This is a genomic window from Microbacterium sp. SORGH_AS_0421, assembly GCF_030818635.1.
Classification (GTDB): domain Bacteria; phylum Actinomycetota; class Actinomycetes; order Actinomycetales; family Microbacteriaceae; genus Microbacterium.
Map to the genome: position 1 here is coordinate 284922 of NZ_JAUTAO010000001.1, position 26789 is coordinate 311710.

At 68.5% G+C, this 26789-nt stretch carries 20 protein-coding genes and 1 pseudogene; 9 read left to right on the forward strand and 12 right to left on the reverse strand.

Going from position 1 to position 26789, the window contains the following annotated elements; translation table 11 throughout:
- The first annotated feature begins 114 nt into the window (after positions 1–114).
- Complete coding sequence (locus QE416_RS01430) at positions 115–1596, forward strand: MFS transporter (RefSeq protein ID WP_307312958.1); 1482 nt, start codon at positions 115–117, stop codon at positions 1594–1596.
- A gap of 71 nt (positions 1597–1667) precedes the next feature.
- Here the strand turns inward: QE416_RS01430 and QE416_RS01435 are convergent, their stop codons facing one another.
- The 3 genes from QE416_RS01435 to QE416_RS01445 form a co-directional block, all read right to left on the reverse strand.
- Complete coding sequence (locus QE416_RS01435; RefSeq protein ID WP_307312960.1) at positions 1668–3614, reverse strand: helicase HerA-like domain-containing protein; 1947 nt, start codon at positions 3612–3614, stop codon at positions 1668–1670.
- Positions 3615–3624: 10 nt separating this feature from the next.
- Positions 3625–4323 carry a phosphatase PAP2 family protein gene (locus tag QE416_RS01440; protein ID WP_307312962.1) on the reverse strand — a complete coding sequence of 233 codons (699 nt, stop codon included), beginning with the start codon at positions 4321–4323 and terminating at the stop codon, positions 3625–3627.
- A 109-nt stretch (positions 4324–4432) separates the two neighbouring features.
- A complete protein-coding gene (locus QE416_RS01445) occupies positions 4433–5770 on the reverse strand; it encodes a multidrug effflux MFS transporter (protein ID WP_210073369.1) in 1338 nt (445 codons plus the stop codon).
- Between the two features lie 232 nt (positions 5771–6002).
- On the opposite strand from QE416_RS01445, the gene QE416_RS01450 reads away from it, so the two are divergent.
- A complete protein-coding gene (locus QE416_RS01450) occupies positions 6003–6710 on the forward strand; it encodes a DUF3105 domain-containing protein (protein ID WP_307312963.1) in 708 nt (235 codons plus the stop codon).
- On the forward strand, positions 6710–7381 hold the full coding sequence (locus tag QE416_RS01455; protein WP_307312964.1) for a DUF305 domain-containing protein: 672 nt from the start codon (positions 6710–6712) through the stop codon (positions 7379–7381). Before QE416_RS01450 ends, QE416_RS01455 begins: the two co-directional genes overlap by 1 nt.
- Positions 7382–7968: 587 nt before the next feature.
- On the opposite strand, the pseudogene QE416_RS01460 reads toward QE416_RS01455, so the two are convergent.
- From QE416_RS01460 to QE416_RS01470, 3 genes and pseudogenes are all read right to left on the reverse strand, one after another.
- A pseudogene (locus tag QE416_RS01460) lies at positions 7969–8947 on the reverse strand (carbohydrate ABC transporter permease).
- On the reverse strand, positions 8944–10296 hold the full coding sequence (locus QE416_RS01465; RefSeq protein ID WP_307312966.1) for a carbohydrate ABC transporter permease: 1353 nt from the start codon (positions 10294–10296) through the stop codon (positions 8944–8946). The pseudogene QE416_RS01460 and the gene QE416_RS01465 overlap by 4 nt, the downstream one beginning before the upstream one ends.
- 130 nt (positions 10297–10426) lie before the next feature.
- The gene (locus tag QE416_RS01470; RefSeq protein ID WP_210073361.1) at positions 10427–11752 is read right to left on the reverse strand and encodes an ABC transporter substrate-binding protein; all 1326 of its coding nucleotides are present in this window, start codon (positions 11750–11752) and stop codon (positions 10427–10429) included.
- A 237-nt stretch (positions 11753–11989) separates the two neighbouring features.
- Between QE416_RS01470 and QE416_RS01475 the strand changes: the two genes are divergently transcribed.
- Positions 11990–13003, forward strand: coding sequence for a LacI family DNA-binding transcriptional regulator (locus tag QE416_RS01475; protein WP_267787864.1), 1014 nt, complete (start codon positions 11990–11992; stop codon positions 13001–13003).
- 52 nt (positions 13004–13055) lie between these two features.
- On the opposite strand, the gene QE416_RS01480 is transcribed toward QE416_RS01475, so the two are convergent.
- From QE416_RS01480 to QE416_RS01500, 5 genes are all read right to left on the reverse strand, one after another.
- A complete protein-coding gene (locus QE416_RS01480; protein ID WP_307312968.1) occupies positions 13056–17741 on the reverse strand; it encodes an ExeM/NucH family extracellular endonuclease in 4686 nt (1561 codons plus the stop codon).
- Between the two features lie 282 nt (positions 17742–18023).
- Entirely contained in the window at positions 18024–18410 is a 387-nt protein-coding gene (rplL, locus tag QE416_RS01485; RefSeq protein WP_013585572.1) for a 50S ribosomal protein L7/L12, read from the reverse strand.
- A gap of 39 nt (positions 18411–18449) precedes the next feature.
- Positions 18450–18965, reverse strand: a complete 516-nt coding sequence (gene rplJ, locus QE416_RS01490) for a 50S ribosomal protein L10 (RefSeq protein ID WP_094735742.1) — start codon at positions 18963–18965, stop codon at positions 18450–18452.
- Between the two features lie 371 nt (positions 18966–19336).
- Positions 19337–20320: a hypothetical protein gene (locus QE416_RS01495; RefSeq protein WP_307312969.1), complete on the reverse strand. Its 984-nt coding sequence runs from the start codon at positions 20318–20320 to the stop codon at positions 19337–19339.
- Between the two features lie 244 nt (positions 20321–20564).
- Positions 20565–20966, reverse strand: a complete 402-nt coding sequence (locus tag QE416_RS01500; protein WP_210073353.1) for an SIP domain-containing protein — start codon at positions 20964–20966, stop codon at positions 20565–20567.
- A gap of 102 nt (positions 20967–21068) precedes the next feature.
- On the opposite strand from QE416_RS01500, the gene QE416_RS01505 reads away from it, so the two are divergent.
- The 4 genes from QE416_RS01505 (at position 21069) to QE416_RS01520 (ending at position 25160) form a co-directional block, all read left to right on the forward strand.
- Positions 21069–21743 (forward strand): YqaJ viral recombinase family protein, encoded by a 675-nt coding sequence (locus tag QE416_RS01505; protein ID WP_307312970.1) that lies wholly within the window; start codon positions 21069–21071, stop codon positions 21741–21743.
- A gap of 99 nt (positions 21744–21842) precedes the next feature.
- A complete protein-coding gene (locus QE416_RS01510; RefSeq protein ID WP_267787876.1) occupies positions 21843–23537 on the forward strand; it encodes an MDR family MFS transporter in 1695 nt (564 codons plus the stop codon).
- Positions 23530–24003: a MarR family winged helix-turn-helix transcriptional regulator gene (locus QE416_RS01515; protein ID WP_267787878.1), complete on the forward strand. Its 474-nt coding sequence runs from the start codon at positions 23530–23532 to the stop codon at positions 24001–24003. The genes QE416_RS01510 and QE416_RS01515 overlap by 8 nt, the downstream gene beginning before the upstream one ends.
- Before the next feature lie 137 nt (positions 24004–24140).
- A complete protein-coding gene (locus QE416_RS01520) occupies positions 24141–25160 on the forward strand; it encodes an NADP-dependent oxidoreductase (RefSeq protein ID WP_373458830.1) in 1020 nt (339 codons plus the stop codon).
- 2 nt (positions 25161–25162) lie between these two features.
- Here QE416_RS01520 and QE416_RS01525 read toward each other — a convergent pair whose 3' ends face one another.
- On the reverse strand, positions 25163–26050 hold the full coding sequence (locus QE416_RS01525) for a LysR family transcriptional regulator ArgP (RefSeq protein WP_307312972.1): 888 nt from the start codon (positions 26048–26050) through the stop codon (positions 25163–25165).
- Positions 26051–26120: 70 nt separating this feature from the next.
- Between QE416_RS01525 and QE416_RS01530 the strand changes: the two genes are divergently transcribed.
- Positions 26121–26780: a LysE/ArgO family amino acid transporter gene (locus QE416_RS01530; protein WP_307312974.1), complete on the forward strand. Its 660-nt coding sequence runs from the start codon at positions 26121–26123 to the stop codon at positions 26778–26780.
- Positions 26781–26789 lie beyond the last annotated feature (9 nt).

Here is a 26789-nt window from a genome sequence, read left to right on the forward strand (position 1 = left end):
GACCCCCGACATCCTCGGGGGCTTGACGTGGCAGCACTCCCGCCTGGCTATCACACCGCCCCCACGCACCGGCCGGACTGGAAACGAAGGACTGATGCGGGTAACGGTAGAAGGATGAACGAGAAACCCCCCTCGACATCGGAAGCCCCCCGGCTCGAGGTCGACGACGTCATCGTCGTCGACAAGAAGCGCGTGCGCACCGCCATCGGCGGCACCGTCGTCGGCAACTTCATGGAGTGGTTCGACTTCGGTATCTACGGATACCTCGCCGTGACGCTCACCGCCGTCTTCGCCTCCGATCTGCCCGACCCGTGGGGTCTGCTGGTCACCCTCCTCGGATTCGCCATCTCCTTCCTCGTCCGCCCCTTCGGCGGCTTCGTCCTCGGCCCGCTCGGCGACCGCATCGGCCGACAGAAGGTGCTCTTCCTCACGATGGCGATGATGGCCACGGCCACCGCCCTCATCGGCATCCTGCCGACCTCCGCTCAGATCGGACTCTGGGCCATCGTCCCGCTGTACCTGCTGAAGATGGTCCAAGGCTTCTCCACCGGCGGCGAGTACGCCGGTGCGACCACCTATGTGTCGGAGTTCTCCCCCGACAAGCGCCGCGGCTTCTGGTCGTCGTGGCTCGACGTGGGCTCCTACGTCGGCTTCGCCGCGGGCGCCGGCGCCGTGGCCATCACCACGGCGGTCGTCACGAGCGTCTCGGGCCCCGACGCGATGACCGAGTACGGCTGGCGCATCCCGTTCCTTCTCGCGGTGCCCCTCGGTATCGTCGCGATCTGGTTCCGGCTCAAGATCCCCGAGACCCCCTCGTTCGAGCAGACGCACGCGGCCGAGGCCCAGAACGAGATCGACAAGGACGACCCGATGTCGCGACAGGGTCTCACCGGCATCGTGCGCCATCACTGGAAGCCGCTGCTCATCGCGATCGCCCTGGTCGCCGCGACCAACACCGCCGGTTACGCGCTCACCAGCTACATGCCGGTGTACCTCGAGAAAGAGGTCGGCATCTCGAACGTCGGGTCGGCGGTCGCCACCGTCCCCGTCCTGCTGTTGATGTCCGCCATGCTCCCGATCTTCGGACGACTGAGCGACAAGGTCGGCCGCAAGCCCATCTACGTCATGGCGGCCGGCTCCGCTCTCGTGCTGCTCGTGCCTGCCTTCCTCATCATGCAGATCGGCGAGCTGTGGGCCGTGATGATCGCCCTCGTCCTCGCGGCGGTACCCGTGGCGTTCTACGCGAGCATCGCGGCATCCACTCTTCCCGCGCTCTTTCCCACCGCCTCGCGCTTCGGGGCGATGGCGATCGCCTACAACGTGTCGGTCTCGCTGTTCGGCGGCACGACCCCGCTGTTCAGCCAGGCGCTGATCGACTGGACGGGCAACACCCTCATGCCGGCGTTCTACATCATGTTCTTCGCCGCCATGGGTCTGGTCGCCCTCATCGCGATGCCCGAGACGGCCAAGCGGCCGCTGCTCGGCTCGGTCCCCACGGTCGAGACTCCCGGCGAGGCGAAGGCCCTGGTGGCGCGCCAGGACGACGACCCGCTCATCGACACGTCCACCATGCCGCTCGAGCTGCACCGCCCCTAAGCCGCGACCACGACGACGGGATCGGATGCCGGGTGACCGGCATCCGGTCCCGTCTCGTCGTCGATGGGGAGCTAGCGGCGCCGCCCGTTGCCGAACAGTCCGCGAATGACCCCGTTGACGATGCTCTTGGTCGCCCCGCGCCCGAGCAGGCCGTCCAGTCCGGCGGTCGGCGACGCGGTGCGAGAGCGCGGAGCCGCGGCGCTCTTGAGTATCCGCTCGTACTCGCGCTGCGCCTTCTTCTGCGCTTCGGCGTTGGCCTTGTCGATCGCCGCTTTCTGCTTGGCATACTCGGCGGCGTCCGCGGCCTCTTTCTTCGCCCGCTCCGCCGCGTCCTTCGCCTCGGTCGCCGCCTGCATGCGCGCACCGAGGATCTCGCGTGCCGACTCGCGATCGATCGGTGTTCCGTAGGCGGAGAAGAGGGGGGATGCCGACACCGCCGACGCCATCGCCTCGGCGGGGAGGGGCGACATCGACGCACGCGGCGCGAAGATCCGCGTCCACGCGACCGGGGTGGGCGCCCCGCGTTCGCTCATCACGGTGATGATCGCCTCGCCCGTCCCGAGCTCCTGAAGGACCCGCTCGAGGTCGTAACCCGAGTCGGGGTAGGTGCGCACAGAGGCTCGCAGGGCCGTGGCGTCGTCGGGGGTGAAAGCACGCAGAGCGTGCTGCACCCGCGAGCCGAGCTGCGCGAGCACGTCGCCGGGGACGTCCTTCGGCGTCTGAGTGACGAAGAAGACGCCGACGCCCTTCGAGCGGATCAGCCGCACGGTCTGGGTGATCGCCTCGAGAAACGCCTTCGACGCGTCCCGGAACAGCAGGTGCGCCTCGTCGAAGAAGAACACGAGCTTGGGCTTGTCGAGATCGCCCACCTCGGGGAGGGCCTCGTACAGCTCCGCGAGCAGGTACATGAGGAACGTGGAGTACAGCTGGGGTCGCGCCGCGACGTTGGGCACCTCGAGCAAGCTCACGATGCCCGCGCCCGCGGCATCCGTCCTCAAGAACACCGAGACGTCGAGCTCGGGCTCGCCGAAGAAGGTGTCGGCGCCGATGGCGGCGAAAGCCACCAGCTCCCGGAGGATGACGCCCGCCGTCGCGGCCGAGAGCCCGCCGATGCCCTTCAGCTCCGGCTTGCCCTCTTCGCTCGTGAGGTAGGTCAGCACCGTGCGCAGGTCGGACAGGTCGACGAGCGCCAGTCCCTTCTCGTCGGCGTAGTGGAAGACGAGGCCGAGGCTCGACTCCTGGGTCGGGTTGAGACCGAGCACGCGGCTCAGCAGCAGGGGGCCGAAACCCGACACCGTCGCTCGCACCGGAATGCCCGACCCCACGTCGTCGCCGAGGGCGAAGAACTCCGTCGGGAACGATCGCGCCGACCAGTCCTGGCCGAGAGCGGCGGTGCGCGCGAGGAGCTTCTCGCTCGAGACGCCCTCGGCGGCCAACCCCGACAGATCGCCCTTGATGTCGGCGGCGAACACCGGCACGCCGTTCTCGGACAGCTGCTCCGCGAGCAGCTGCAGCGTGCGTGTCTTACCCGTTCCCGTCGCGCCGGCCACGAGACCGTGGCGGTTCGTCATCGCGAGGGGAATACGTACGGGTACGGATGCCACCGGCCCGCCGTTCACGAGCACGCCCAGGTCGAGGGTTGCGCCGGTGGCGGCGTATCCGGTGGCAATCGCGTCGACCTGCGCGGCGGAGAGGGGGCCGTCGACGGACGAGACGGGGGCCGGGGCCGGGGCCGTGTCGGGGGGCGTCGACGCCGCGGCGGGTTCGGTCGACGCGGGGGGCGTCGCCGATCTCTCCTCCGGCGGCACGACCGGCGCGGGGCCGGGCGCTGCCGCACCCGCCGCACGAGCACGCGCTGCCGCAGCGGCCGCCTCCGCCGCGGCGAGGTCAGCGCGAGCGCGTGCCAGCCGGAGCTCGGCTTCGGCCGCGTCGGCCTCGGCGCGCAGACGCGCGACCTCAGCATCGGCCGCCGATGGATCTTCGACGGAAACGGAGGGCGCGTCGCCGGGCTCGCTCATGCGCGACAGCCTACGACTGGGCCGATGCTCTGGCATCCGATTCGCGTGTCTTGCGAATCGCCAGTCGGTCTTCGTCGCGGGCGCGCAGACGCGAGAACGCCGCCGCCAGGACGAGGGCGGCACCGGCGCCGATGAGCGCTCCACCCGCGGTGTCCGATAGCCAGTGCGCGTGCAGGTACGTGCGGCTGAACGCCATCAGCACCACCCACGCCACCCCCACGATCCGCACCCAGAACGCGGGAAAGAGCACGGCGGCGACCACCGCGATGGTCGCCGCGTTGGCCGTGTGCCCCGAGGGGAACGATCCGTAATCGCTGATGATGAGGATGTCTTCCGGTCGCGCGCGGCCGAACGTGTGCTTGACGACCTGCACGAGCAGAGCGCTGCCCACCGAGGCGGTCAGGAAGTACAGCGCCGACCATCGCCTACGCGAGAGGAAGAGTGCCAGAGCGCCCAGGACCGGCACGATCACGACGGCGGTGAGATGACCCCCGACCGTGTCCATCACGATCGAGAAGATCAGCAGCGGCTGGGACGGCGACGATGCGAAGAGCTGGTTCCACCACACGTCGAGCGCGAACGGACTCGGCCCGCGGAAGAACACCCATGCGCCGAGCGCGCACGCGAGGGCGATGCACACCACGCCCACCGTCGCACGGAATCGCTGCGGGCGCGTGTCCAGCACGTCGTCGATCGCGGAGGCATCCATCGCCTCATGATGCCGCCTCGGCGGCGACGGGGGAATGGGTCGGTCCCGGGAGCGAACCCCCGGGACCGACCTGGTAATGTGCGCGCCGCCGACCGGCTGGCGAGGCTGGTCAGGGCGCGAGGCGCTCCACCGTGCGCGGGCGCACGAGCAGCCACAGCGACAGCACGCCGATGACCGCGCAGCCGAGCATGACCGACGCCATGGTCGTCGCGGTGATTCCCGAACCGGTGGCGAGCAGACCGACCAGCGGCGAGATGATCCCGGCCACGCCGAAGTTCGCCGCACCGATGATCGACTGCGCGGTTCCCGCGGCCTTGCCGTGGCGGTCGAGGGCGAGCACCTGGGCGCACGGGAACGTGAATCCGCACGCGGTCATGAAGAAGAACAGCGGCACGATCGTGCCCCACAGTCCGAGGCCCAGCTGGTCGGTCAGCACGATGGCACCGCCCGCGAGCACGAGCACCGCGGTCGAGACGGCCAGCACCCACTGCGGCCCGAACCGGGCGGCGAGGCGCGAAGCCACCTGCACGCCGACGACGACGCCGATGGAGTTCGCGGCGAACAGCACGCCGTAGCCCTGCGCGCTGAACTGGTAGGTCACCTGGAAGAGGAACGAGGATGCCGACAGGTACGAGAACAGCCCGCTGAAGGTCATCGCACCGATGATGAGCACCCCGATGAAGACGCGGTCGCGGAACACGCTCGCGTAGCGCTGCCAGACGGTCGTGGCACCGGGTCCGCCGCGGCGAGCCGGCGGAAGGGTCTCGGGTACGAACAGGATCGCCGAGACGAGCATGACGGCGCCGTAGACGGCGAGGACGACGAAGATGCCGCGCCAGTTCATCACCAGCAGCAGAGCGGAGCCGGCGAGGGGCGCCAGCACGGGCGCGACGCCCGAGACCATCGCCATGCGCGAGAGCATCACGACGAGCCGGCGACCGCCGAACAGATCGCGGATGATGGCCGCGGCCACGACACCACCGGCGGCGGCACCCGCACCCATGAGCACGCGCGCGATCGAGAGGGTCTCGAGCGTCGGCGCCGAAGCGGCGAAGATGCTCGCGGCCACGTGCAGAGCGGTGACCGAGAGCAGGGGAAGGCGACGGCCGACCTTGTCGCTGAGCGGGCCCACGATGAGCTGGCCCAGCGCGAAGCCGATCATGGTGCCGGTGAGCGTGAGCTGGATCGCCGCCGCGGTCGTCTGGAAGTCGGCCTCGAGCACGGGGAACGCCGGCAGGTAGAGGTCGATCGTGAACGGGCCGAGGGCTGTGAGCGCGCCGAGCACCAGGATGTACAGCAGGCGGCGGGAGGCGGGGATGGCGTCGCCCGGGTGGAGCACGATCGGGGCGGTGGCGGGGTTCTTGCCGATCGCGCGGATGGCGCCGGTGTTCGTCTGCGGCGAGCGGGGCGACGAGGGGATGACGGGGTGGGAGGCAGTATCGAGCACGCGTTTGATTTCGTTTCGCAACACGGACAGCCCGATGGAATCGGGCTGAGAAATGAGGGGGGATCGTCGAACCTCGAATCGATTCGACATCGTCATACTACCGTGACCACCCGCACGCCACCATCCCGGGCTCGCGGGTTCCTCCCAGGCCATCGGCCCATTCACCCGCATAGGCTGGGGACGTCGGCGGCTGCCGATGTGTCCCGCCCCGAAGAGAGACAGAACACAGCGCATGACCTCCCCCTCCGACAAGCGAGCCAGCGGCAACCCCGCCAAGCAGGCCCAGATCGACCTCACCGTCAAGCAGCAGCGTGAGCAGAAGCGTCAAGAGAAGCTGGCCGAGTACCAGAAGCAGGTCGCGAAGCGTAAGCGCGGCAAGCTCGTGTGGTGGGTCGTGGGTTCCACGGCCGCCGTCGCGGTGATCGGCCTCGTCGTGGCATCCTTCGCCTTCGCCCCCGCTCCCCCCACCAGCTACCAGGCGGGCAACAGCACCGGCCGCGAGATCAGCGGTGTGCAGACGTTCGAGAACCGCTCCGATCACGTGCAGGGTGCCGTGACCTACGAGCAGAACCCGCCCGCCGGCGGCCCGCACAACCCGATCTGGCTCAACTGCGGCATCTACACCGAGCCGCAGCAGAACGAGAACGCGGTGCACTCGATGGAGCACGGCGCCGTGTGGATCACCTACGACCCGGAGCGTGTCGACCAGGCCGGCATTGACGCCCTCAAGGCCGTCATGCCCTCGAGCTACGCCCTTCTCTCGCCCTACCCCGGCATGGACACCCCGGTCGCGGTCAGCGCGTGGAACCACCAGTTGAAGCTCGATGACCCGACCGACCCGCGCATCGCGGAGTTCTTCACCGAGTTCTGGCGCAGCCAGAACGCCCCCGAGCCGAACGCCGCGTGCTCGGGAGGCGTCAACGGTCCGGGCAAGGCCTGATGACCGACGACGCCCCGGTCGCTCGCCCCACGGTCCGCTGGGTCGTCGTCGCCCTCGTCGCCGTCGCGGTGATCGCCGTCGCCTTCGCGGTCGGCCGCTTCACCGCGTTCGGCGCGACGGCAGCGCCCGCGCACCCGGGTGAGAACTCGGCCGAGGCCGGTTTCGCGCGCGACATGCAGGTGCACCACACGCAGGCCGTGCTCATGGCGATGGAGATCTACCGCAAGACCGACGACGACGAGCTGCGCACCCTCTCGTACGACATCGCCACCGCCCAGTCGGGTCAGCGCGGCGAGATGTACGGGTGGCTGGTGCAGTGGGGCCTGCCCCAGTCTTCGAGTCAGCCGCTGATGACGTGGATGGAGAAGTCGGGCGAACACAGCCACGGCGACACCGCCGCGCTCACGCAGGAGCAGTTGCTCGCCGAGATGGGCATGGCCACCGACGCCCAGCTCGACGAGCTGCGCAGCGACGAGGGGCGCCCCGCGGACTGTCTGTTCCTCGACCTGATGATCCGCCACCACGAGGGAGCGATCCCCATGGCGCAGGCCGTCATCGAGCTCGGCACCGATGCCCGCGTCAAGGAGGTCGCCGGTGCGATCGTGACAGGCCAGTCGGCCGAGCTCGACGCGATGCGCGACATCCAGTCGCGTCTCGCGTGCAGCGCCTGACCCCCGCGGCCCCTCGCCCACGCCCGTCCGCCGCACGGCATCCGCCCCCCACCCCTCACGCAGAAACGCGATCTGCACGCACAAACGCGCGCTCCTCGCGTTTCCACGTGTGGATCGCGTTTATGCGTAGGGAGTGCGGTCATCCGCCCCCGCGGTCGCCGTTCCCCCTCCGCGGTCGCGCGCCGGCCCGCCCGCCACGCCCCTCGCCCACGCCCGTCCGCCGCACGGCATCCGCTCCCGCCCCCACGCAGAAACGCGCTCTGCACGCAGAAACGCGCTCTCCTCGCGTTTCCGCGTGTGGATCGCGTTTATGCGTAGGGAGTGCGTTCATCCGCCCCCGCGGTCGCCGTTCCCCCTCCGCGCTCGCGCGCCGGCCCGCCCGCCACGCCCCTCGCCCACGGCCGTCCGCCGCCCGGCATCCGCTCCCCGCCCCTCACGCAGAAACGCGCTCTGCACGCACAAACGCGCCCTCCTCGCGTTTCCACGTGTGGATCGCGTTTATGCGTGGGTACCGGCGCGCGAACCGGGGAACGGCGAAGGGGCGCGACACCCTTTCGGATGCCGCGCCCCCCTCGGTCGAGACGGGCTCAGCCCTTCGTGGCTCCGGCCAGCAGACCGCGCACGAAGAAGCGCTGCAGCAGGAAGAACACGATGAGCGGAACCAGGATCGAGATGAACGTTCCCGCGGACTGCAGGAACCACTGGTCGCCCCAGGTCCCCGACAACGAGTTCAACGATTGGGTCAGCGGCAACGAGGACGACGGTGCGAAGATCGTCGCCACGAGCAGGTCGTTCCACACCCAGATGAACTCGAGCACCGCGAACGAGGCGAGAGCGGGAGCGGCCAGCGGCAGGATCAGTCGGAAGAAGATCTGCCCGTGGCCGGCACCGTCCACGCGCGCCGCCTCGATGACCTCGGCGGGGATCTCGGCGATGAAGTTGTGCAGCAGGAAGATCGCCAGCGGCATCGCGAAGATCACGTGCGCGATCCACACGGTCGCGAAGCTGTGCTCCACGCCGCGCAGGTCGAAGCCCGGGAAGATCGTGACCTCGTTGATGGTCAGTCCGCGCGAGAACAGGCTGAGCAGCGGCACGAGGGCCATCTGCAGCGGCACGATCTGCAGCGCGAAGATGAAGATGAAGAAGAAGTTGCGTCCCTTGAAGTCGATCCACGCGAACGCATAGGCGATGAGCGAGGTCGACGGCGAGGGCGAACAGCACCACCGGGATGGTGATCGCGAGCGAGTTGAGGAAGGACTGCGCCAACGTCAACGCGGTCCCGCCCGAGGTCAGCGCGAGGCGGTAGTTCTCCAGCGTGAACGACGGGTCGGTGAACACCGTCCACCACCCGGACGACTGGGTGTCGGAACCCGGTCGGAACGAGGTGATGAACAGACCGAACGTCGGAATCGTCCAGAAAAAGGCGATCACGATGGCCGCGATCGTGGCGCCCTTCGACGTCAGGCGCTTGCGCGCCATGGCCTCGTGCTTACGCGTGTCGCGAGCGACCTGGCGTGCGGAACGGGTGTCGGTGGTGGGTTCGATCACCACGGTCGAGGTGGTCATCGCACTTCCCTCTGCTTCCGGATCTGGCGCACGTTGAAGATGATCAACGGCAGCACGAAGATGAACAGCACCACGGCCAACGCCGCAGAGTGCCCGTAGCTCTGGAAACGCTGCTGCTGGTTGACCATCTCGAAGGCGAGCACCGTCGAGTCGTTTCGTCCGCCCGTCATGACGGCGACGATGTCGTAGATCTTCAGCGCGCCGATGGCGATCGTGGTGAGCACCACGATCAGCGAGGAGCGGATGCCGGGAACGGTGACGTTGATGAAACGCTCCCAGGCGCTGGCTCCGTCGAGCTCGGCCGCTTCGTTCTGCTCCGGCGGCACGGCCTTGATGGCAGCCGACAGGATGACCATCGCCAGCCCCGTCTGGCTCCAGATGAAGACGACGACGAGCAACAGCGTGTTGATCAACGGCGACGCCGCGAGCCACGAGACCGGTTGCCCGCCGAAGGCCGTGACCACCGCGTTCAGCACACCGATCTGGTCGCCCTGACGGAAGTCGTAGACGAACTTCCAGATGATGCCGGCGCCGACGAACGAGATCGCGAACGGCATGAAGATGAGCACCTTCAGGTACTTCTCCCCCGCCGCGCGGTCGATGAAGACGGCGTACGCCAGACCGATGGCCGTGGCGATGGTCGGGGCCAGGAGCACCCAGATGAGCGTGTTGATCACCGACCAGAACCCCTCGGGGTTCGTGAAGGTCCAGATGTAGTTCTCGAGACCGACGAAGTTGTCACCGGTCTTGTCGAAGAACGACTGGAAGAAGGTGGTGATGGCCGGGTAGACGAGGCCGATCAGCAGGAGGATCGATGCGGGGGCCGCGAAGAGGATCAGCTGGAAGAGGTATCCCGCACCCTGGCGTGAGCGGTAGTCGGCGTAGAACAGGACCGCGCCGAGCAGGATCGCGATACCGAGGACGTAGACGACGGCGTTCTGGTACGGGCGCAGCAGCATGAAGGCCAGCACCGGGATGCCGAAGCACGCGATGAGCCGCAGCCAGAAGTAGCCCTTGCCGGAGCGCGGCGCGTACTCGATGAGGAGCAGCAGCAGTCCCACCACGGCACCGAAAGCGACGACGACGAGCGGGATCTGGACGAGGGGGCTGAGTCCGCCGAGCCAGATGAAGAAGCTGTTCAGGCTGAAGCCCAGGGTGGTCGGCTTGGTCTCGGCGGGTGCCCGCGTGACCATGAAGAGGAAGAGCGCCACCGCCAGGATGAGCCCTACGAGGACCACGAGCAGCGTGGTCCGATTGCGTGCGCCGGAGCCGCGCGTGCGACGCTCGGCTCGTCCGCCCGGCGGAGGTGACGCCGTCGGCGCCTTCTCCGCGTTCTTGATATCGGTCATGACGTCCCTCCCGAACACGCCTTCGTGCTCATCAATGAGTGCCCGTGTGGTGCGTGCGGGCGGAATAGAAGTATGGACCCCGGATGGGCCACCCGCGTGGCGGGCGGCCCATCGGTGGTGCGGTAGTGCGTTAGTTGTTGTAACCGGTCTGGATGTCGCTCAGCACCTGGTCCGTCGGCGTACCGTCGATCCAGCTGACCATGCCCTTCCAGAACGAGCCCGAACCGACGGTGGCCGGCATGAGGTCCGACGCGTCGAAACGCAGCGTGGTGCTCGGGTCCTGCACGACCTTCATGGCCTCCTGCAGGAACTCGCTCGAAGCGAGCGAGGGGTCAGCGCCCTTGTTGGCCGAGATCACGCCGCCGAGCTTGACGCGGGCGTTGGCGAAGTCGGGCGTCGACATGAACTCGGCGACCTTCTGGACGTTCGCGTCGTCGGAGAAGGTGGTGACGAACTCGCCGCCGCCCTCGACCGCGAGGTTGCCCTCGGTCACGCCGGGGAGCAGGAACGCGTAGACGTCACCGTCGGGAGCGACCGTCGGCGTCTGGCCGGCGGCGTTCTTGACCGTGAGGAAGTTCGACGACAGGAACGAGGCCTGGTGCGTCATCGGGCAGCTGCCGTCGGCGACCTTGGCGGCCACGTCGGCGAAGGCGACCGAGTTGATGCTCTTGACGTCGCCGAAGCCGGCGTTGACGTACGACGGGTTCAGGAGGATCTTGCCGGTGGCCTCGAAGGCCTCCTTGATCGGGGCGTCGGTGAACTTGACCTCGTTCGCGACCCACTTGTCGTAGACGTCGGCGCCGGACTGGCGAAGGACCATGTCCTCGATCCAGTCGGTTCCGGGCCACCCCGACGCATCGCCCGAGGCGAAGCCTGCGCACCAGGGGGCTGCGCCCGTCTTCTGCTGGATCGTCGCCGTGAGGGTCATGAGCTCGTCGAGGGTCTTGGGGACCTCGACGCCCCACTCCTTGAACTTCGCCGGCGAGTACCAGACGTAGCCCTTGAGGTTGGCGAGCATCGGGGCGGCGTAGAAGGTGCCGTCCTCGCTGCCGTAGGACTTCCAGTCCTCGCCCCAGTACTGGTCGACGTTCGACGACACGGTGTCGGACGCCTTCTTCACGTCGCCCGTGCCGATGAGGGTCTTGAGCAGACCCGGCTGGGGAACGATAGCGATGTCGGGGGCGTCGCCACCGGTCACCTTGGTGACGATGTTCCCCTCGAAGCTCTTGTCGCCGGTGTAGACGACCTTGATGCCGGTGTCCTTGGTGAACTGGTCGAACGACTGGTTCAGCAGGTCGGCCTCGCTACCGGTGATGCCACCGGAGATGCGGACGGTCGTTTCTCCCGAAGCTCCGGAGCCGCCGCTGTCGCCCTCCGCGCATCCAGCGAGAGCGATCGCACCGACCGCCAACAGTCCGACGGGCGCAAGCAGCCGATACCGCTGTGACATACCCATGTGGTCTCTCCTCTTTGAGTGTCTTGGTGCACCGGGTCCCGTCGGGAACCGATTCCACGCAACCGTAGAGGCAATCCCGAAGACTTGCAACCAGCCTCAGGTCACGAACCGATAACTAGCGGAAAGACGCGGCTCTCGCCCGGCATATCGGGCCGGGACCGGTTCCACTTTGTGGGATTCTCGGATACTCTTTCCGACGTCGACACGGACGTCGACGCATCACGAGGAGATCAGGGCATGAGCGGAATCGCCGATGTGGCACGCCTGGCAGGCGTGTCCAAGTCGACGGCGAGCCGCGCTCTCACGGGCGGCGGCTACGTCTCCGACGGAACGCGCCAACGCGTCACCGACGCCGCGGCATCACTCGGCTATGTGCCCTCGACGAGCGCGGTGAGCCTCGCGACCGGGCGCACGCGCACGATTGCCCTGATCGTCCCGAAGGTCAACCGCTGGTACTTCGGCTCGATCGTCGAGGGCGTGGAACGCACCCTGATCCCCCTCGGCTACGACGTCACCCTGTACGTCGCCGAGCCGGGCTCGAACGACCGCGAGAGTCTGTACTCCACGTACCTCGCCCGAAAGCGCTTCGACGGCATCATCGCCGTCGCCCTCGAGCCCGACGACGCCGACCTCGAGCGCCTGGCGAACATCGGCAAGCCCGTGGTGAGCATCGGCAACGCTCTGAGCGGAGTGCCCACCCTCGGCCTCGACAACGTCGCCATCACGCGAATCATCACGCAGCACCTCATCGCGCTCGGTCACACCGATATCGCTTTCGTCGGCAGTACCCCTCGCAGCGACGCCCCCGCGAAAGACGTCGACGAACGCTCGATCGGGTACCGCAACGCGATGAACGACCACGGCCTCGCCGTGCGTATCCGAAGCGTCCCCTCCACCCTCACGATCACCGATGCCTACGCGGCCGCGGCGTCGTTCCTGGCCGATGCGGCATCGCGTCCGACGGGCGTCGTCGCCGCCTGCGACGAGGTCGCCATCGGCGTCATCATCGCCGCGCGCCGCATGGGCATCTCGGTGCCCACCGAGCTCAGCGTCGTCGGGATCGACGGTCACGACTACGCCGAGATGTTCTCGCTCACCACGATCGAGCAGTTCCCGCAGGCACAGGGCGTCGAAGCGACCCGCATGCTGCTCTCGATGATCGAGGGAACGGACGATCAACCCGCGTGGCGTACCGAGGCGGATACGCGCCTGGTCGTCCGCGCCTCGACCGCTCCCCCGCGCTCCACGTGAAAAGACGGGACCCCGGATGCCGTGGCATCCGGGGTCCCGTCTTTCTCACTCGTCAGTCGGCCTGGCGCGTCGCCCGTCGGCGGGCCACCAGACCCAGACCCAGCAGCGCGAGGGCGGCGAGCACGCCCGCACCCATCCACGCCGTGTCGGTGCCGGTGGTCGGCAGGGCGCCCGAACCGGAACCGCCCTGGCCCTGGCCCTGGCCCTGGCCCTGGCCCTGGCCCGCACCGTCGCCGGGGGTGCCGACGCCGTCACCGGCGGCAGCGACCGTCACGGGGACGACGACCTCGGTGCCGGTGGGCTGCGCCGTCAGGCGCAGCTGCAGGGTTCCGGCGGCGTCCGCGGGCACGCCCACGGTGAGGGTCGCGGACCCGTTCACAACCGGGACGCTCGTCGCCGACGGAGCCGCGAGAGCCGCGACCCGCGCCGTCGGAGCGGCGAACAGGGCGAGGCGGGTCGACGCGACCTCGGCCCCGAAGGAGGCCTCGAGGGTCGTGTTCTCCGGCGCACCCAGCGACGTGAGGTTGAGGTTCGACACCGTCACCGTGAGGTCGGTACCCGGGGCGGCCGTCGTGGAGCCCGACACCTGCACACCACGGGCGGTGAAGTCCGGGGTCAGGCCGGGGTTGTCGGTGAGATACCGGATCCACGCGTCGCGGTCGATCAGGCCGGAGTCACGGGTGTCCGTGCCCTGCGCGAAGACCGAGAAGCTGTCGCCGCCGCCGAGCAGGAAGTTGAACGAACCGACGCGATATCCCTTCGTGGGGTCGACCGCCACACCGTCGATCCAGAGACCGGTGATGCGCTGGCCGGCCGGGAGCGACGCGTCGTACGTGTACCGGAGATTCTCGGAGACGCCGAGCGATAGGTTGGCGTTGTCCGTGCGCCGCGAGAAGTCACCCCACTGCTGCTCGAGCACCTGCCGCAGCTGATCACCGGTGAGGGTGGTCGTCCACAGGTTGTTCAGGAACGGGAGGACAGCGTTCGCCTCGGCGAGCGTGACGACGCCGTCCGAGCCGTAGAGCAGCTCGTCGCGCAGTCCACCGGCGTTGACGAACGAGACCTCCGCACCGCCGCGGTCGGGATCATCGAGCGAGTCGAGCAGAGCGTCGGCGACCAGACCGCCGAGCGCCGATTGCTTCGTACGATCGCCGCGCGTGCCGCCGGTGTAGACACCGTCGACGTACGAGCCACCGCTGAACGCCGTCGTGATGTCTGCGCCCACCGACCCCACCGCCTTCTGTCCGACCACGTCGGCCTCGGCACGCGCCGCGGTCACGATCGCGTTCACCTCGGCGACGTGCGGATACGTCCGGATGAGCTCCGCGTCCAGCGCCGTGTTGACGGCCGCGTCCTTGCCCCCGAGTCGAGCGACGTTGCGGGCGGAGGAGGTGACGACGTCACCGTCGGCGTCGACGTTCAACACGATCTGACCGACGTTCTCCCCGTAATTGCCGGTCTGGACGATCGGGCGGGTGCCCTCGCGGCCCGGAATCGGCGCGTTCCATGCGTAGAGCTGGTGCGTGTGGCCGGTGAAGATGGCATCCACCTCGGGCGAGGTCTCGGTCACGATCTTCGCGAACGGTCCACCGGCCGCGACGGCCTGCTCGAGCGTCGTCGTCTTCTCGCCTGCGCCGGAACCCTCGTGGTACTGGGCGACGATCACATCGACCTGGTCGTCGATCTCGGCGACGACGCGGTTGACCTCGGCGACCGGCTCCCGGAACTCGATTCCCTGGATGCCGCTGGGCGTGACCAGCGTCGGAGTCGACTGCGTGATGGCTCCGATCACGCCGACGCGTACGCCGTCGACCTCGAAGATCGCGTATTCCTGCAGGAGCGGCTTGCCGTCTTTGAAGACGTTCGCGGCCAGGTAGGGGAAGTCCGCGAGACCCTCGACGCGCCCCGTGAGGTCGTCGGCGCCCTTGTCGAACTCGTGATTACCCGTGGCCGAAGCCTTCAGGTCGAGCGCGTTCAAGACGTCGATCGTCGGCTTGTCTCCGAAGTACGACGAGGCGAACACCGAGGCGCCGATGTTGTCGCCGTTCGAGATGAACAGCGAGTTCTTCTCGCCGTACTGCGCGCGGACCTGCTCCACGGTTCCGGCGAACCGCACCGTGTTGGCGTCGATGCGACCGTGGAAGTCATTGATGCCGATGAGGTTGACCTGGGTGGTCGGCGACAGGTCGAGGCCGACGATCACGGGATCGTGGTCGCTGGAACGGTAGGGCGAGGAGTCGTAGAAGTTCAGCGCGTTGTAGTTGAAACGGCTGTACTCCAGGGCCAGGGCCTCCACCGCATTGATGTTCCAGATGTCGGCGCCGGTGACCAGCTCACGCGCCGAGGGCGAGGCCAGAACGTGGTCGAGCGAGCCCGACTGGCCGCTGAAGGAGTACGAGTACTTGCCCGTACCCGCCTCGAGCGTCTCGAAGCCGAAGTCGCGCAGCTTCTGGACCGGGTCTTCCTGCGAGTAGGAGTTGAAGTCACCGAGCAGGAACACGTCGTCGGTGCCGACGGCGGCCGAGCGGGACTTCGCGAAGTTTCCGAGGGCCTCCGCCTGACGCACACGGTCGCCGTTGAAAGCACCCTGGATGCCGTTGGCGTTGTCACCCGTCGCCTTGGGGTTGCTGTCGCCCTTCGACTTGAAGTGGTTCACGATCGCGAGGATCTTGGCATCCGGGAACGCGACCGGAGCGAACGCCTGAGCGAGCGGCTGCCGTGCGTTGCGGAAGGCGGCGTCGTCGAGGATGACGCTCTCTCCCACGGGAGCGGCGACGGCCTTCTTGTAGATGAAGGCCGTGCGGATGACGTCCTCCGTCGCGGGCAGGGCCGCGGGCGAGGGGACGAACGCCCACTGCTCGGAGCCGAGCGCCGCGTTGAGGGCTCCGACGAGGGTCGACAGCGCCGCGTCGCGGTTCTTGCCGAACTTCGCCGAGTTCTCGATCTCCTCGAGCGAGACCACGTCGGCGCCGAGGCCGTTGATCGCCGCGACGATCTTGTCCTGCTGGCGCTGAAGGTTCTCCGCGTTCGCCGCACCGCGGGGGCCGGGGGCAGGGCACGTGTCCGCCGTGATCGGGTTTCCCTCGCGGTCCCTGTAGACCGAGGTGCATCCGACGCTCTCGGCGGTGGTGGTGAAGTAGTTCAGCACGTTGAAGCTCGAGATCTTCAGGTCGCCGCCGACCGGTGCGGGCGCCTTCGTGCGGGTGTTCGCGAAGGTCGCGGGCTGCACGTCCTTTGCGTTGTCGACCGTCAGCTGCTGCGTCGGCTGGAACTTCCAGGCGTTGTTGCGGTAATCGAGGACCACCGGCTTCGTGAACGTCACCGGGGCGCCGACGCGCACCGGGGTCGTCAGCGACACGTACGGCAAGGGGATGCCCTTGTTGGCGTCGCTCAGGAAGTTGATCGACGCTCCGTCGTCGAGCACGACGGCTCGGGCCTTGTTGTCGGCGACGGCGGCGACGTACTCGGGGCTGTCGGGAACGGCCACGTCGGTGGGCGTGCGCAGGGGCGTGGTGCCGGCGGCGAGACCCACCTCGGCGTACTGGTTGGTCGAGTACGAGTTCGTGACGGTGAAGTCACCCTGCGGAGCGAGGAGCATGCCCTCGAAGCGCTCGCGCTCTTCGTCGGTCTTCGGCCACGTGATCTTCGCGGGCTGCACGGCGGCGACCTGCTCGGTGAGCACGCTCACCCCGGAGGCCTCGGCGGTGATCTGCGTCTGGCCCGAGAACTCCTTGGCCGTGCCGGTCACCTCGACGTGCTGGCCGACGGCGACCTTCGCCGTCGCGGCCGATCCGTAGACGAAGATCGCATCCGACGCCCGGTGCGCGGCGACGTCGAGCTCACCACCGGTGCCTGGCGTCTGGATGAAGAAGCCGTTGTAGCCGCCGGTCGGGTACGCCGCGGTCACGATGCCGCGCGTGGTGACGGTCTGATCGGCCAGGGGCGTGGTGGCACCCGTGCCCTGGATGTCACGGATCGGGATCACCGTGCCCGGTGTGACCGGCGGCGCCTGCGTCGCCGTGGCGGACGGCGAGGGGGACGGCGACGCCGAACCCGACGGGTCGGGGTTCGGCGCTGCCGTCCCCGAGCCCTGCGGCGTCACCGTGGTGGTGTTGGTGAAATCCTTCGAGTTGTCGTTGGTGTCGGCGAAATCCGTGCGGACGAGCGCATTCGGGGTGGTGGTGCCGCCCGCGACCGTCGCGGGCGCCGTCTCGAAGCTGACCGCCGAGCCGTATCCGAGGAAGTCGACGACGCGCGAGTCCGCGATGGATCCGCCCGGGAGCTCGAGTGCCTCGGCGACATTGGCGAGGAAGAGCTGGCCGGACGTCCCGCCGGGGTTGAGCGTGCTCGTGAGGTCGGTCTCCGGGAGTACCGCACCGGTGGTGCCGTTGCCGGGCAGCCCGATCAGGAAGTACCCGCCGGGTTCGATCAGGCCGCTGAGCTGCTGGGTGTTGGAAGCCGAGGCCTTCGCGACACTGGAGTCCTTGCGGTACTGCAGCGACCACCCGCTGAGGTCCTGCGCCGTGTCGCCCGCGTTGTAGAGCTCGACGAACTTCTGGTTGAAGAAGGCGCCGGCGCTTCCGCCCTTCAGGTAGGCCTCGTTGATCACCACCTTGGAGCCGACGGCCGCCGACGCCGGCAGCGGAACAATCGCGGAACCGAGCAGGGCGACGCCGAGAGCGGCGCTCAGTGCGGTGGAGAAACGGCGTGCGGACACGCGCGAAGCAACGGAAGGCATGGGTCTCCAAGTACCGGCGTGCACAAGGCGACGTCGGAGGTGGGGGGATCGACGGGGGGTCTCAACGACTGTAAATGATCCACATACCCTTTTCCCAGACTTCTTTATTTCGATCTGGTGAACATCGGTTCCTCAACGGGTGAAACCGCGTCTCACAGAATCGAAGGTGAGATCACCCTCGGACGGCCGACGTCTCTCACCTCCCGGGTGGAACGACGAAGGCCCGGATGCCATTGGCATCCGGGCCTTCGTGTATCGCGTTGAAGCGACCGAGAAGCGTGATTACTTCAGGGTCACCGAAGCGCCGGCCTCCTCGAGGGCAGCCTTGGCCTTCTCGGCGGTCTCCTTGTTCGCGCCCTCGAGCACGGCCTTGGGAGCGCCATCGACGACGGCCTTGGCCTCGCCGAGGCCGAGCGAGGTGAGCTCGCGGACGACCTTGATGACCTGGATCTTCTTGTCACCGGCGGCCTCGAGGACGACGTCGAACGAGTCCTTCTCCTCGGCCTCTTCGGCGGGGGCAGCGCCACCGGCGGCGGGGCCGGCAACGGCCACGGGGGCGGCAGCGGTGACGTCGAAGGTCTCCTCGAACGCCTTGACGAACTCCGACAGCTCGATGAGCGTGAGCTCCTTGAACGCGTCGAGCAGCTCTTCGGTGCTGAGCTTAGCCATGTTGTATCTCCTTGATCGGGTTAATCATCCGGGGCCGAGTCAGGCCGCGGTGTCCTGCTTCTCGCGCAGCGCGTCGACCGTGCGAACGGCCTTCGACGGAAGCGCCTGGAAGACGTATGCCGCCTTGGTCATCGTCGCCTTCATCGCACCGGCGAGCTTCGCCAGCAGGACTTCACGGCTTTCGAGATCGGCGAGCTTGTTGACCTCATCCGCGGTCAGAGCGGCGCCATCGAAGTAGCCGCCCTTCACCACGAGCTGAGGGTTAGCCTTGGCAAAGGCACGCAGGCTCTTCGCGACGGCGACAGGGTCACCGTGCACGAACGCGATGGCAGACGGGCCCTTGAGCTCGTCGTCCAGTCCCGTGACCCCCGCGTTAGCCGCGGCGATCTTGGTCAGCGTGTTCTTCACCACGGCGTAATCCGCGTCCTGACGGATGTCGTTGCGCAGCTGCTTGAGCTGGGCAACCGTCAGACCGCGGTACTCGGTCAGCAGAACGGCGGTCGAGCTCTCGAAGTTCTTCGTGAGCTCGGCGACCGATGCATCCTTCTGCGCCATGGCCACTCCTTGTGTGAACGAGGCGCTCCGCGATGGCGGGGCGCCGGCCGAAGACACCGGGTCCGGACAAAAAGAAGAGCTCCGGCGCAGGCGCACGGAGCTCGGATTCCCGAAGGAGAGTTCGTTTACCTGCGTAGGTCCCCTGCTTTTCAGCAGACGCTTCGATCGGAATGCGAGCACTCCGATAACCGACGGTCTTTGGCTTGGTCACTACTGTACCCGATGCCCCGCTCCCCCGCCAAACCAGCCCTCCATCCCCGGACAACCCCGCGTCCACATCACGTGACGCGGACGAAAGCACATGTACGGCGATGTGCGTTCGACCACGTCGCGTGATTTCGCGAGCGAAGAGCGGGAGGACCGTCGCATGCTCAACGCGGCAGATCGACGCCGAACGACGCGAGGCGCGCAGCCAGCGCCTCCGGCGTGGCGATGTCCCGAAAGCCGCCCCGGCAGACTTTCCAGCCCGTGACCGCGCGGATCCAATCTTCACGTCGTTTCTCCTGCAGCAGAACTTCGTCGGCGGACTTTTTGCCACGCATCACCGGGTCGGTGTATTTGCCCGCGCCGTCGAACTCCCAGAAGACGTGTTGAGTTGGCAGAGCGATGTCCGCGAAGTAGGTGGTTCCTTGTGGTCCGGCCACCGCCGCCTGAGGCTCGACGGTGTATCCCAGCCGAACGAGCTGCACCCGGCTCACGCTCTCCCCGACGGACTCGGCCCGACCGTCGGCAGACGCGATCACCCTCCGAGCCTGAACGACCCCCCGAGCTCCCGGCGCATTCCGCGTCCGTTCCGACATGAGATCACGCCACTCCTCTTGAGCATCCGGGTCGAAAATGCGACCTTCGACCGACTTGCCGCGCAGAGCCCCATCGGCGCACGCGACCGCCGTCTCGAACGGGCTGGTGCGCGCCACGTCGAAGACCGTGCGCTCCACGGATGTGCACAGAATGCCGTCGACCTCGACGATGTCGTCGTCGTCGAGCCGGCCCTGATGACGCTGCAGGCCAGGACGGCTCGACGCGCGGCGGCCGCCAGCCAAGGTCATCTGGATCGGTTGCTCGACGAAGCGGTACAAAGGCAGACCGTGGAGCACCGCAGCCGACAGGTGGGAGACGACCGCTGACCCGCCCCGCATCTGCTCTGCGGCCGCGACGACCCTGAGCCGGTGTTGCGCCGACGGGAGCAACTCCGCGAACGGCGCTCGTGCGACGTAGGCGTTGCGTTGCAGACGCTCAAGCGCGCCCGCCCCGTTCGCCCGCCGGATCTCGCTCAACGCGACGTCACGGTCGACGAGCTGCGAGCGCGTGTGAATGGCGCGTCGGGCGTCGGTGATTGTGAGGTCGTTCGACATCCTCCGACCCTGCCCACTTCTCCGTCCTGTCCGGCTTGTCAGCACCCCAATCCGTGGGCATCGGTCGGCCTCGCGCCACTGGGGAGAAGCCTCTCGCCCCGTCTCGCCCCGCCTCCCCCGCCGAGGCCACGCAACGCCCCCAGGCCTCGACATCACGCGACCTCGCCCGCACCACACGTCATTGCGTGTCCGTTGGCCCAGTTCACGTGATTTGGGCGCTCACCGCCGCCCCACCCGCCGCGGGTCAGGAGACGCGCGCCGCCGGCAGCATTGCCCGAGTCATGCGCACGATGCGCGAGGGCGTGCGCGCGCCGAGCCACACCGTGCACACGGGCGCCTCTCCGCAGGCCCACTCGGCGCACCACGCGTGGATCGCCGTCGCGAGCCTCTCGCCGCGCGGGCGCAACTCGCCGTCGATCGTGCGGTCGAGCCAGCTCACCCGCGCCGCCGGGGCGTCGAACGCCTCGATCTCGCCCGCGCCGCAGATCTCGACCAGCACGGTCGCGTGCGCTCCGGGCGAGAGAGCCGCGGCGATCCGACGCATCTCGGGGGTGTTGCGCGCGTCGCCGCCGAGCAGCACCGCGCCTTCCAGGTCGCACCAGCGACCGCCGTCGGGGCGACGCAGCGAGGGGTCAACCGAACTCATGCACACAACTTAGGTCACCCTTACTTCGCCCACAAGACCCCGGATGCCGACGCGCCGCTGCTCGCATGCGCTCCACGGGCGGGCGGGGTTAGGGTCGAAACCATGTCGCCCGAGCTCGTCGCCTCTCGCAGCGCCGACCTCGACGCCCGGATCGTGGCCGACTCGCGCGATCGCGTCTCGTGGATTCGCGCGCGCTCCCGGGGCATCACCGCCACCGACGTGGCCGCACTCACGAGCGCCAATGCGATCTCCCGGGCGGCGGATGCCAAGCTCATGGGCTCGAACTTCTCGGGCAACGCCTTCACCGCCCACGGTCGTCGTCGCGAGCCCGAGATCGCCGCATGGGTGGCGGCCACCCATGGCATCCGACCGTCGTCCGCGCTCTACCACGCCGTCGTCGAGAAGCGCCACCTCGCGACCCCCGACGGAGTGGTCGTCGACGGCGAGGGCCGCATCGTCCTCGCCGAGATCAAGACCACCAACAAGGCGTGGCGCTCGATCCCCAAGACCTACATGCGCCAGATCTGGTGGCAGCAGCACGTGCTCGGCGCCGAGCGCACCCTCGTCGCCTGGGAGCAGCACGACGGCTTCGTCCCCCTTCACGACGAACCGCGATGCCAATGGATCGACCGCGACGAGCGCGAGATCGCCAAGCTCGTGGGGCTCGCGACTTCGCTGATCGACGAGCTCTACCGCCGCACCATGGAAGCACGCCGGCCGGTGCCGGCGCAGAAGGAACCCACGGACAGGTATCGGGCTCTCGCCCTCCTCGATTAATAGTTGACGGAAGTCAAGCAATAGGCGTATCGTTGACATCAGTCAACCAATCGCGCCAGTGTCGTCGCGGCATCCGTCCCCCTTTCGTGGAGTTCCCGCATGACAGCAACTTCTTCCGACGCGCCCGCACAGCGGCGCGTCCTGCCGGCTCTGATCGGCCTCTTGCTCGGCACCTTCGTGTCGATGCTCGCCTCGACCGTCGTCTCGACCTCGCTGCCCGTCATCGTGCACGATCTGTCCGGCGACCAGAACGCCTACACCTGGGTCATCACCGCGACCCTGCTCACCACCGCGATCTCGACCCCCATCTGGGGCAAGCTGGCCGACCTGTTCAACCGCAAGGTGCTCATCCAGATCGCCATCGCCATCTTCGTGCTCGCGACGGCGGCCGCCGGCTTCTCGCAGGACACGAACATGCTGATCGCCTTCCGCGCGGTCCAGGGTCTCGGCGCCGGCGGCCTCGCCGCCCTCAGCCAGGTGATCATGGCCGACATCATCAGCCCCCGCGAGCGCGGTCGCTACATGGGCCTGTTCGGCGCGGTCATGGCCGTCGCCACCGTCGGCGGCCCTCTGCTCGGCGGTGTCATCACCGACGCGTTCGGCTGGCGCTGGAACTTCTTCGTCGCCCTCCCCTTCGCCGTCGCAGCCCTGCTGATCCAGCAGCGCACGCTGCACCTTCCGGCACGGGCGAAGCGCGCGGTGAAGATCGACTACGTCGGCATCGTCCTGCTCTCGGCCGCCGTGTCGTTGCTGCTCATCTGGGTCACCAACGCCGGCAGCACCTTCGAGTGGGCCAGCACCGAGACGCTGCTCATGGTCGGCGGCGCGGTCCTCGCCGCGATCCTGTTCGTCGTGGTCGAGCTGCGCTCCTCCGAACCCCTCGTGCCGCTCACCCTGTTCCGCGACGCGACGTTCACCCTCGCCACGATCGCCTCGATCGCCACAGGACTCGCGATGTTCGGCACCTCGGTGTTCCTCAGCCAGTACATGCAGATGGCCCGCGGCGCCACGCCGACCGAGGCGGGCGTCATGACGATCCCGATGATCGGCGGCCTGCTCGTCTCGTCGATCGTCGTCGGCGCCCTGATCTCGCGCTTCGGTCGCTGGAAGCCGTTCCTCATCGCCGGTGGCGTGCTGTTGATCGCGGGTTCCTTCCTGCTGTCGACCATCCACTACGACACGAACTTCACCCTCGTCTCGATCTACATGGCGCTGCTCGGCGCCGGTGTCGGCATGACGATGCAGAACCTCGTCCTCGTGGTGCAGAACACCGCCAACCCCACGCAGATGGGCGCGGCGAGTTCGGGCGTGACGTTCTTCCGCAGCCTGGGCGGCACGATCGGCGTCTCGGTGATGGGTGCCGCTCTCGCGAGCATGGCGACGAGCCTGTTCACCGACCGCGCGGCCGACCTCAAGGCCGCCATCATCGGCCTCGGCGCCGATGGGGCCTCGGTCGCGCAGAGCCTGCAGTCGGGAGCCATCCCGCAGGTGTCGACCCTCCCCGAGAGCGTCCGCGTGATCGTCGAGGACATCTATGCGCAGTCGATCGCCCACTCGTTCCTCATTGCCGTGCCCGTCGCGGTGGTGAGCCTCATCGCGATCCTGTTCCTGCCCAACCGCCCGCTGACCCGCATGACGACCTCCGAGCGCGTCGCGGCGAGCGAGGCCGACTTCGCCACCGTGTCCGTTCCCGAGGCCATGGCCACGCTCTCGGCCACCGGTACCATCCCGACACAGGATGCCGGCTCCCCGCGCCGCGCACGCCGAGCGGCCGAGATGGGAGAGGATGGCTGACGTGACGAGCGAACAGGACGACGAACGCCGCGTGGCCGTGCAGGCCCTGGAGTCGTCGTTCTCGGAACTCATGACCGTATTCCGCCGCTTCGTCTCCGAGGCGGCGGAACGCGTGAGTCCGGGAATGCTGCCGGCGACGTTCAAGGCCCTCTCGGTGGTGAGCCGCTTCGGCCCGCTGACCCTGTCGGCCCTGGCCGAGCGGCTGGCCGCCGACAAGGGCTTTCTCAGCCGCTCGATCACCGAGCTCGAAGATCTCGGCCTGGTCACGCGGACGCCCGATCCGAACGACCGCCGCTCACGGCTGATCGCCGTCACCGAGGTGGGCCACGCGCGCCTCGCGGAGGCACGTGCTCCGCACGAGAGCCGCCTGTTCGATGCGATCGCCGATTGGACCATCGACGACATCCGCCATCTGTCGACGCTGCTGCACGCTCTGGCCGTCGGCGAAGTCCCCGCCCGCGACTGATCGCTCCCCGGGGCCGGGCAGGAGCGGGCTTCGCGACACGGTGACCGAGGCGTAACACCGCCGAGACAATGGCGGGGTTGACTGAGGGGATCGCGGCGAGGTCGCCGCGGACCGACCGCAGTGAGAGTGAGCGCCCGATGAGATTCCGATCGACGCGTCCCGAGACCGCCCTTCAGCCCGCTCCCCCGGTGCCGGACACGATGCGGGCGGTGGTGTTCGACGGCCCCGGAGACGCCGACGTCCTGCACCTCGCCGACGTCGAGGTTCCCACTCCCGTGCTGAGCGAGGTGCTCGTGCGGGTGGTCGCCGCGGGCGTCAACCCGATCGACGCGAAGACGCGTGCGGGGCGCGGCCTCTCCGGCGCCATCTCGGCGTGGCCGGCCGTGCTCGGTCTCGACGTGAGCGGCGTCGTCGTACGGGCGCCCTTCGACGCGCACCCGTTCCCCGTCGGCACCGAGGTCTACGGCATGGCCACCGTGCCGCGCACGAGCGGCTCGTACGCCGAATACGTCGTCGTGCCGACCCTCTCCCTCGCCCGCAAGCCTTCGTCTCTGTCGCATGTCGAGGCGGCCGGCGTACCCGTGGCGGCCCTCACGGCCTGGGGAATCGTGGTCGAGACGGCCCTCGCGCATCAGGGCCAGCGCATCCTCGTGCACGCGGGCAGCGGGGGTGTCGGGCACTTCGCGGTGCAGTTCGCCGCGTACTTCGGCGCTCACGTGATCGCGACCGGATCTCCCCGCAACCTGGAGTGGCTTCGCGAGCTCGGCGCCGCCGAGGTGGTCGACTACACCTCGACCCGGTTCGAAGAGGTGGTGTCCGACGTCGATGTGGTCATCGACCTCATCGGCAACGTCTCCGACGACACCGGCACGCGCTCGCTCGAGGTGCTGCGCCCGGGGGGATTGCTCATCGAGGTGCCCACCGGGGCGTGGCCCGGCTTCCGCGAGGCCGCCGCGGAGCGCGGCATCCGCTCCACCGATTACAAGACGATCCCCGACGGCGGAGCTCTCGCCACGATCACCCGGCTGCTCGAGTCGGGAGCCGTGCGCGTGTACGTCGAGCACGTCTTCGAACTCGACGACGCCGCCGCCGCGCACACCGCGCTCGAGCGCGGGCACACGCGAGGAAAGATCGTGCTGAGCGTCAGCGACGACTGACCTCAACCGACCGCCAGCATCCGGCGCCCCTCGTCGACGATCTCGTCGGCGACCTCATCGAGCAGCGGCGAGGTGAGGTTCCACTGCTGCCAGTAGAGGGGAACATCGATCGGATCGTCGCCGAGGCGCACGAGCTCCCCCGCGCGCAGGGCTTCGGCCGATTGGAACCCCGGGAGCAATCCCCACCCCAGACCCAGTGCGACGGCCGTGGCAAAGTCCTGGGAGGCCGGAACCCGATGCCGCGGCGGAGCCGCTGCGGCCACCCCGCGGCGCGTCAGCCACTGGGTCTGCAAGTCGTCGCGCCGGTCGAAGTCGACCACCGGCGCTGAGCCGAGCGCTTCGGCATCGACCCCGTCGGCGAACCATCGATCGGCGAACGAGGCGGTCGCCACCGCCTCGTACCGGAGGACGCCGAGACGGCGCACGCGGCACCCGGCCACCGGGGCCTCGCGCGAGGTGACGGCGGCCATCACCGTCCCGGATTCGAGCAGTCCCGCCGTGAAGTCCTGATCGTCGCGATGGAGGTCGAAGACGACGGCCCGGCGCTGCGCGACCCGGGCCAGAGGAGGCAGGAACCACGTCGCGAGCGAGTCCGCGTTCACGGCGAGAGGGACGGATGCCACCGTCCCGCCCTCCGCCCCGATCGCGGCGAGCGCGTCGTGTTCGAGCAGAGCGAGCTGACGCGCCAGGCGCACCACGGCGTCGCCGGCTTCTGTGGCGCTGACGGGCTTGCTGCGCACGAGCACGACGCGGCCGAGCTGATCCTCGAGCGCCCGGATGCGCTGGCTCACCGCGGACGGTGTGATGTGCAGGCGACGGGAGGCGGCATCGAGGGTTCCCTCGTCGACGACGACGGCGAGGGTGCGAGCGAGATCGAGCGGGATCGACATGAAGGAATGCTAATGGTGCGCCAGAATCCTGAGCTGGTCTACGCCTCGACCACCCCCTAACGTCGAGTTCGTGCTCCCCTCCCTCCTCGCCGGTCTCGGCCTCGGCTTCTCCCTGATCGTCGCCATCGGCGCGCAGAACCTCTTCGTTCTGCGTCAGGGCGTGCGCCGTGAGCATCTGCTGGCCGTCGTGGCGGTCTGCGCGCTATCGGACGCGGTCCTGATCCTGCTCGGGGTATCCGGTATCGGTCTGGTCCTGCAGGCGGTGCCGTGGCTCATCGTCGTCGTGAGGTGGGCGGGGGCGGCGTTCCTCGTCGGCTACGGTTTGCTCGCCGCGCGCCGCGCCCTGCGCCCGAGCGGCGCGACGCTGCACCTCGACGCCTCGGGATCCTCGCCCGCACCGCTCGCCGGGACCACGACGGTGCAGACCCGTCCGGCACGCACGACGCTCGCGGCGACGGTACTGACGTGTCTGGCCCTCACCTGGCTCAATCCGCACGTGTACCTCGACACGGTGTTCCTCCTCGGGTCGGTGGCCTCGACGCACGGCGACGGACGCTGGGCGTTCGCGACGGGCGCGTGCGCGGCGAGCCTGTTGTGGTTCTCGGCCCTCGGCTACGGCGCACGCTTCCTCGGCCGCTGGCTCGATACCCCGCGCGCGTGGCGCCTGCTCGACGGGATCATCGCCGTGGTGATGTTCGCGATCGCCCTTTCGCTCGTGCTGCCGCACTGACCCACGACC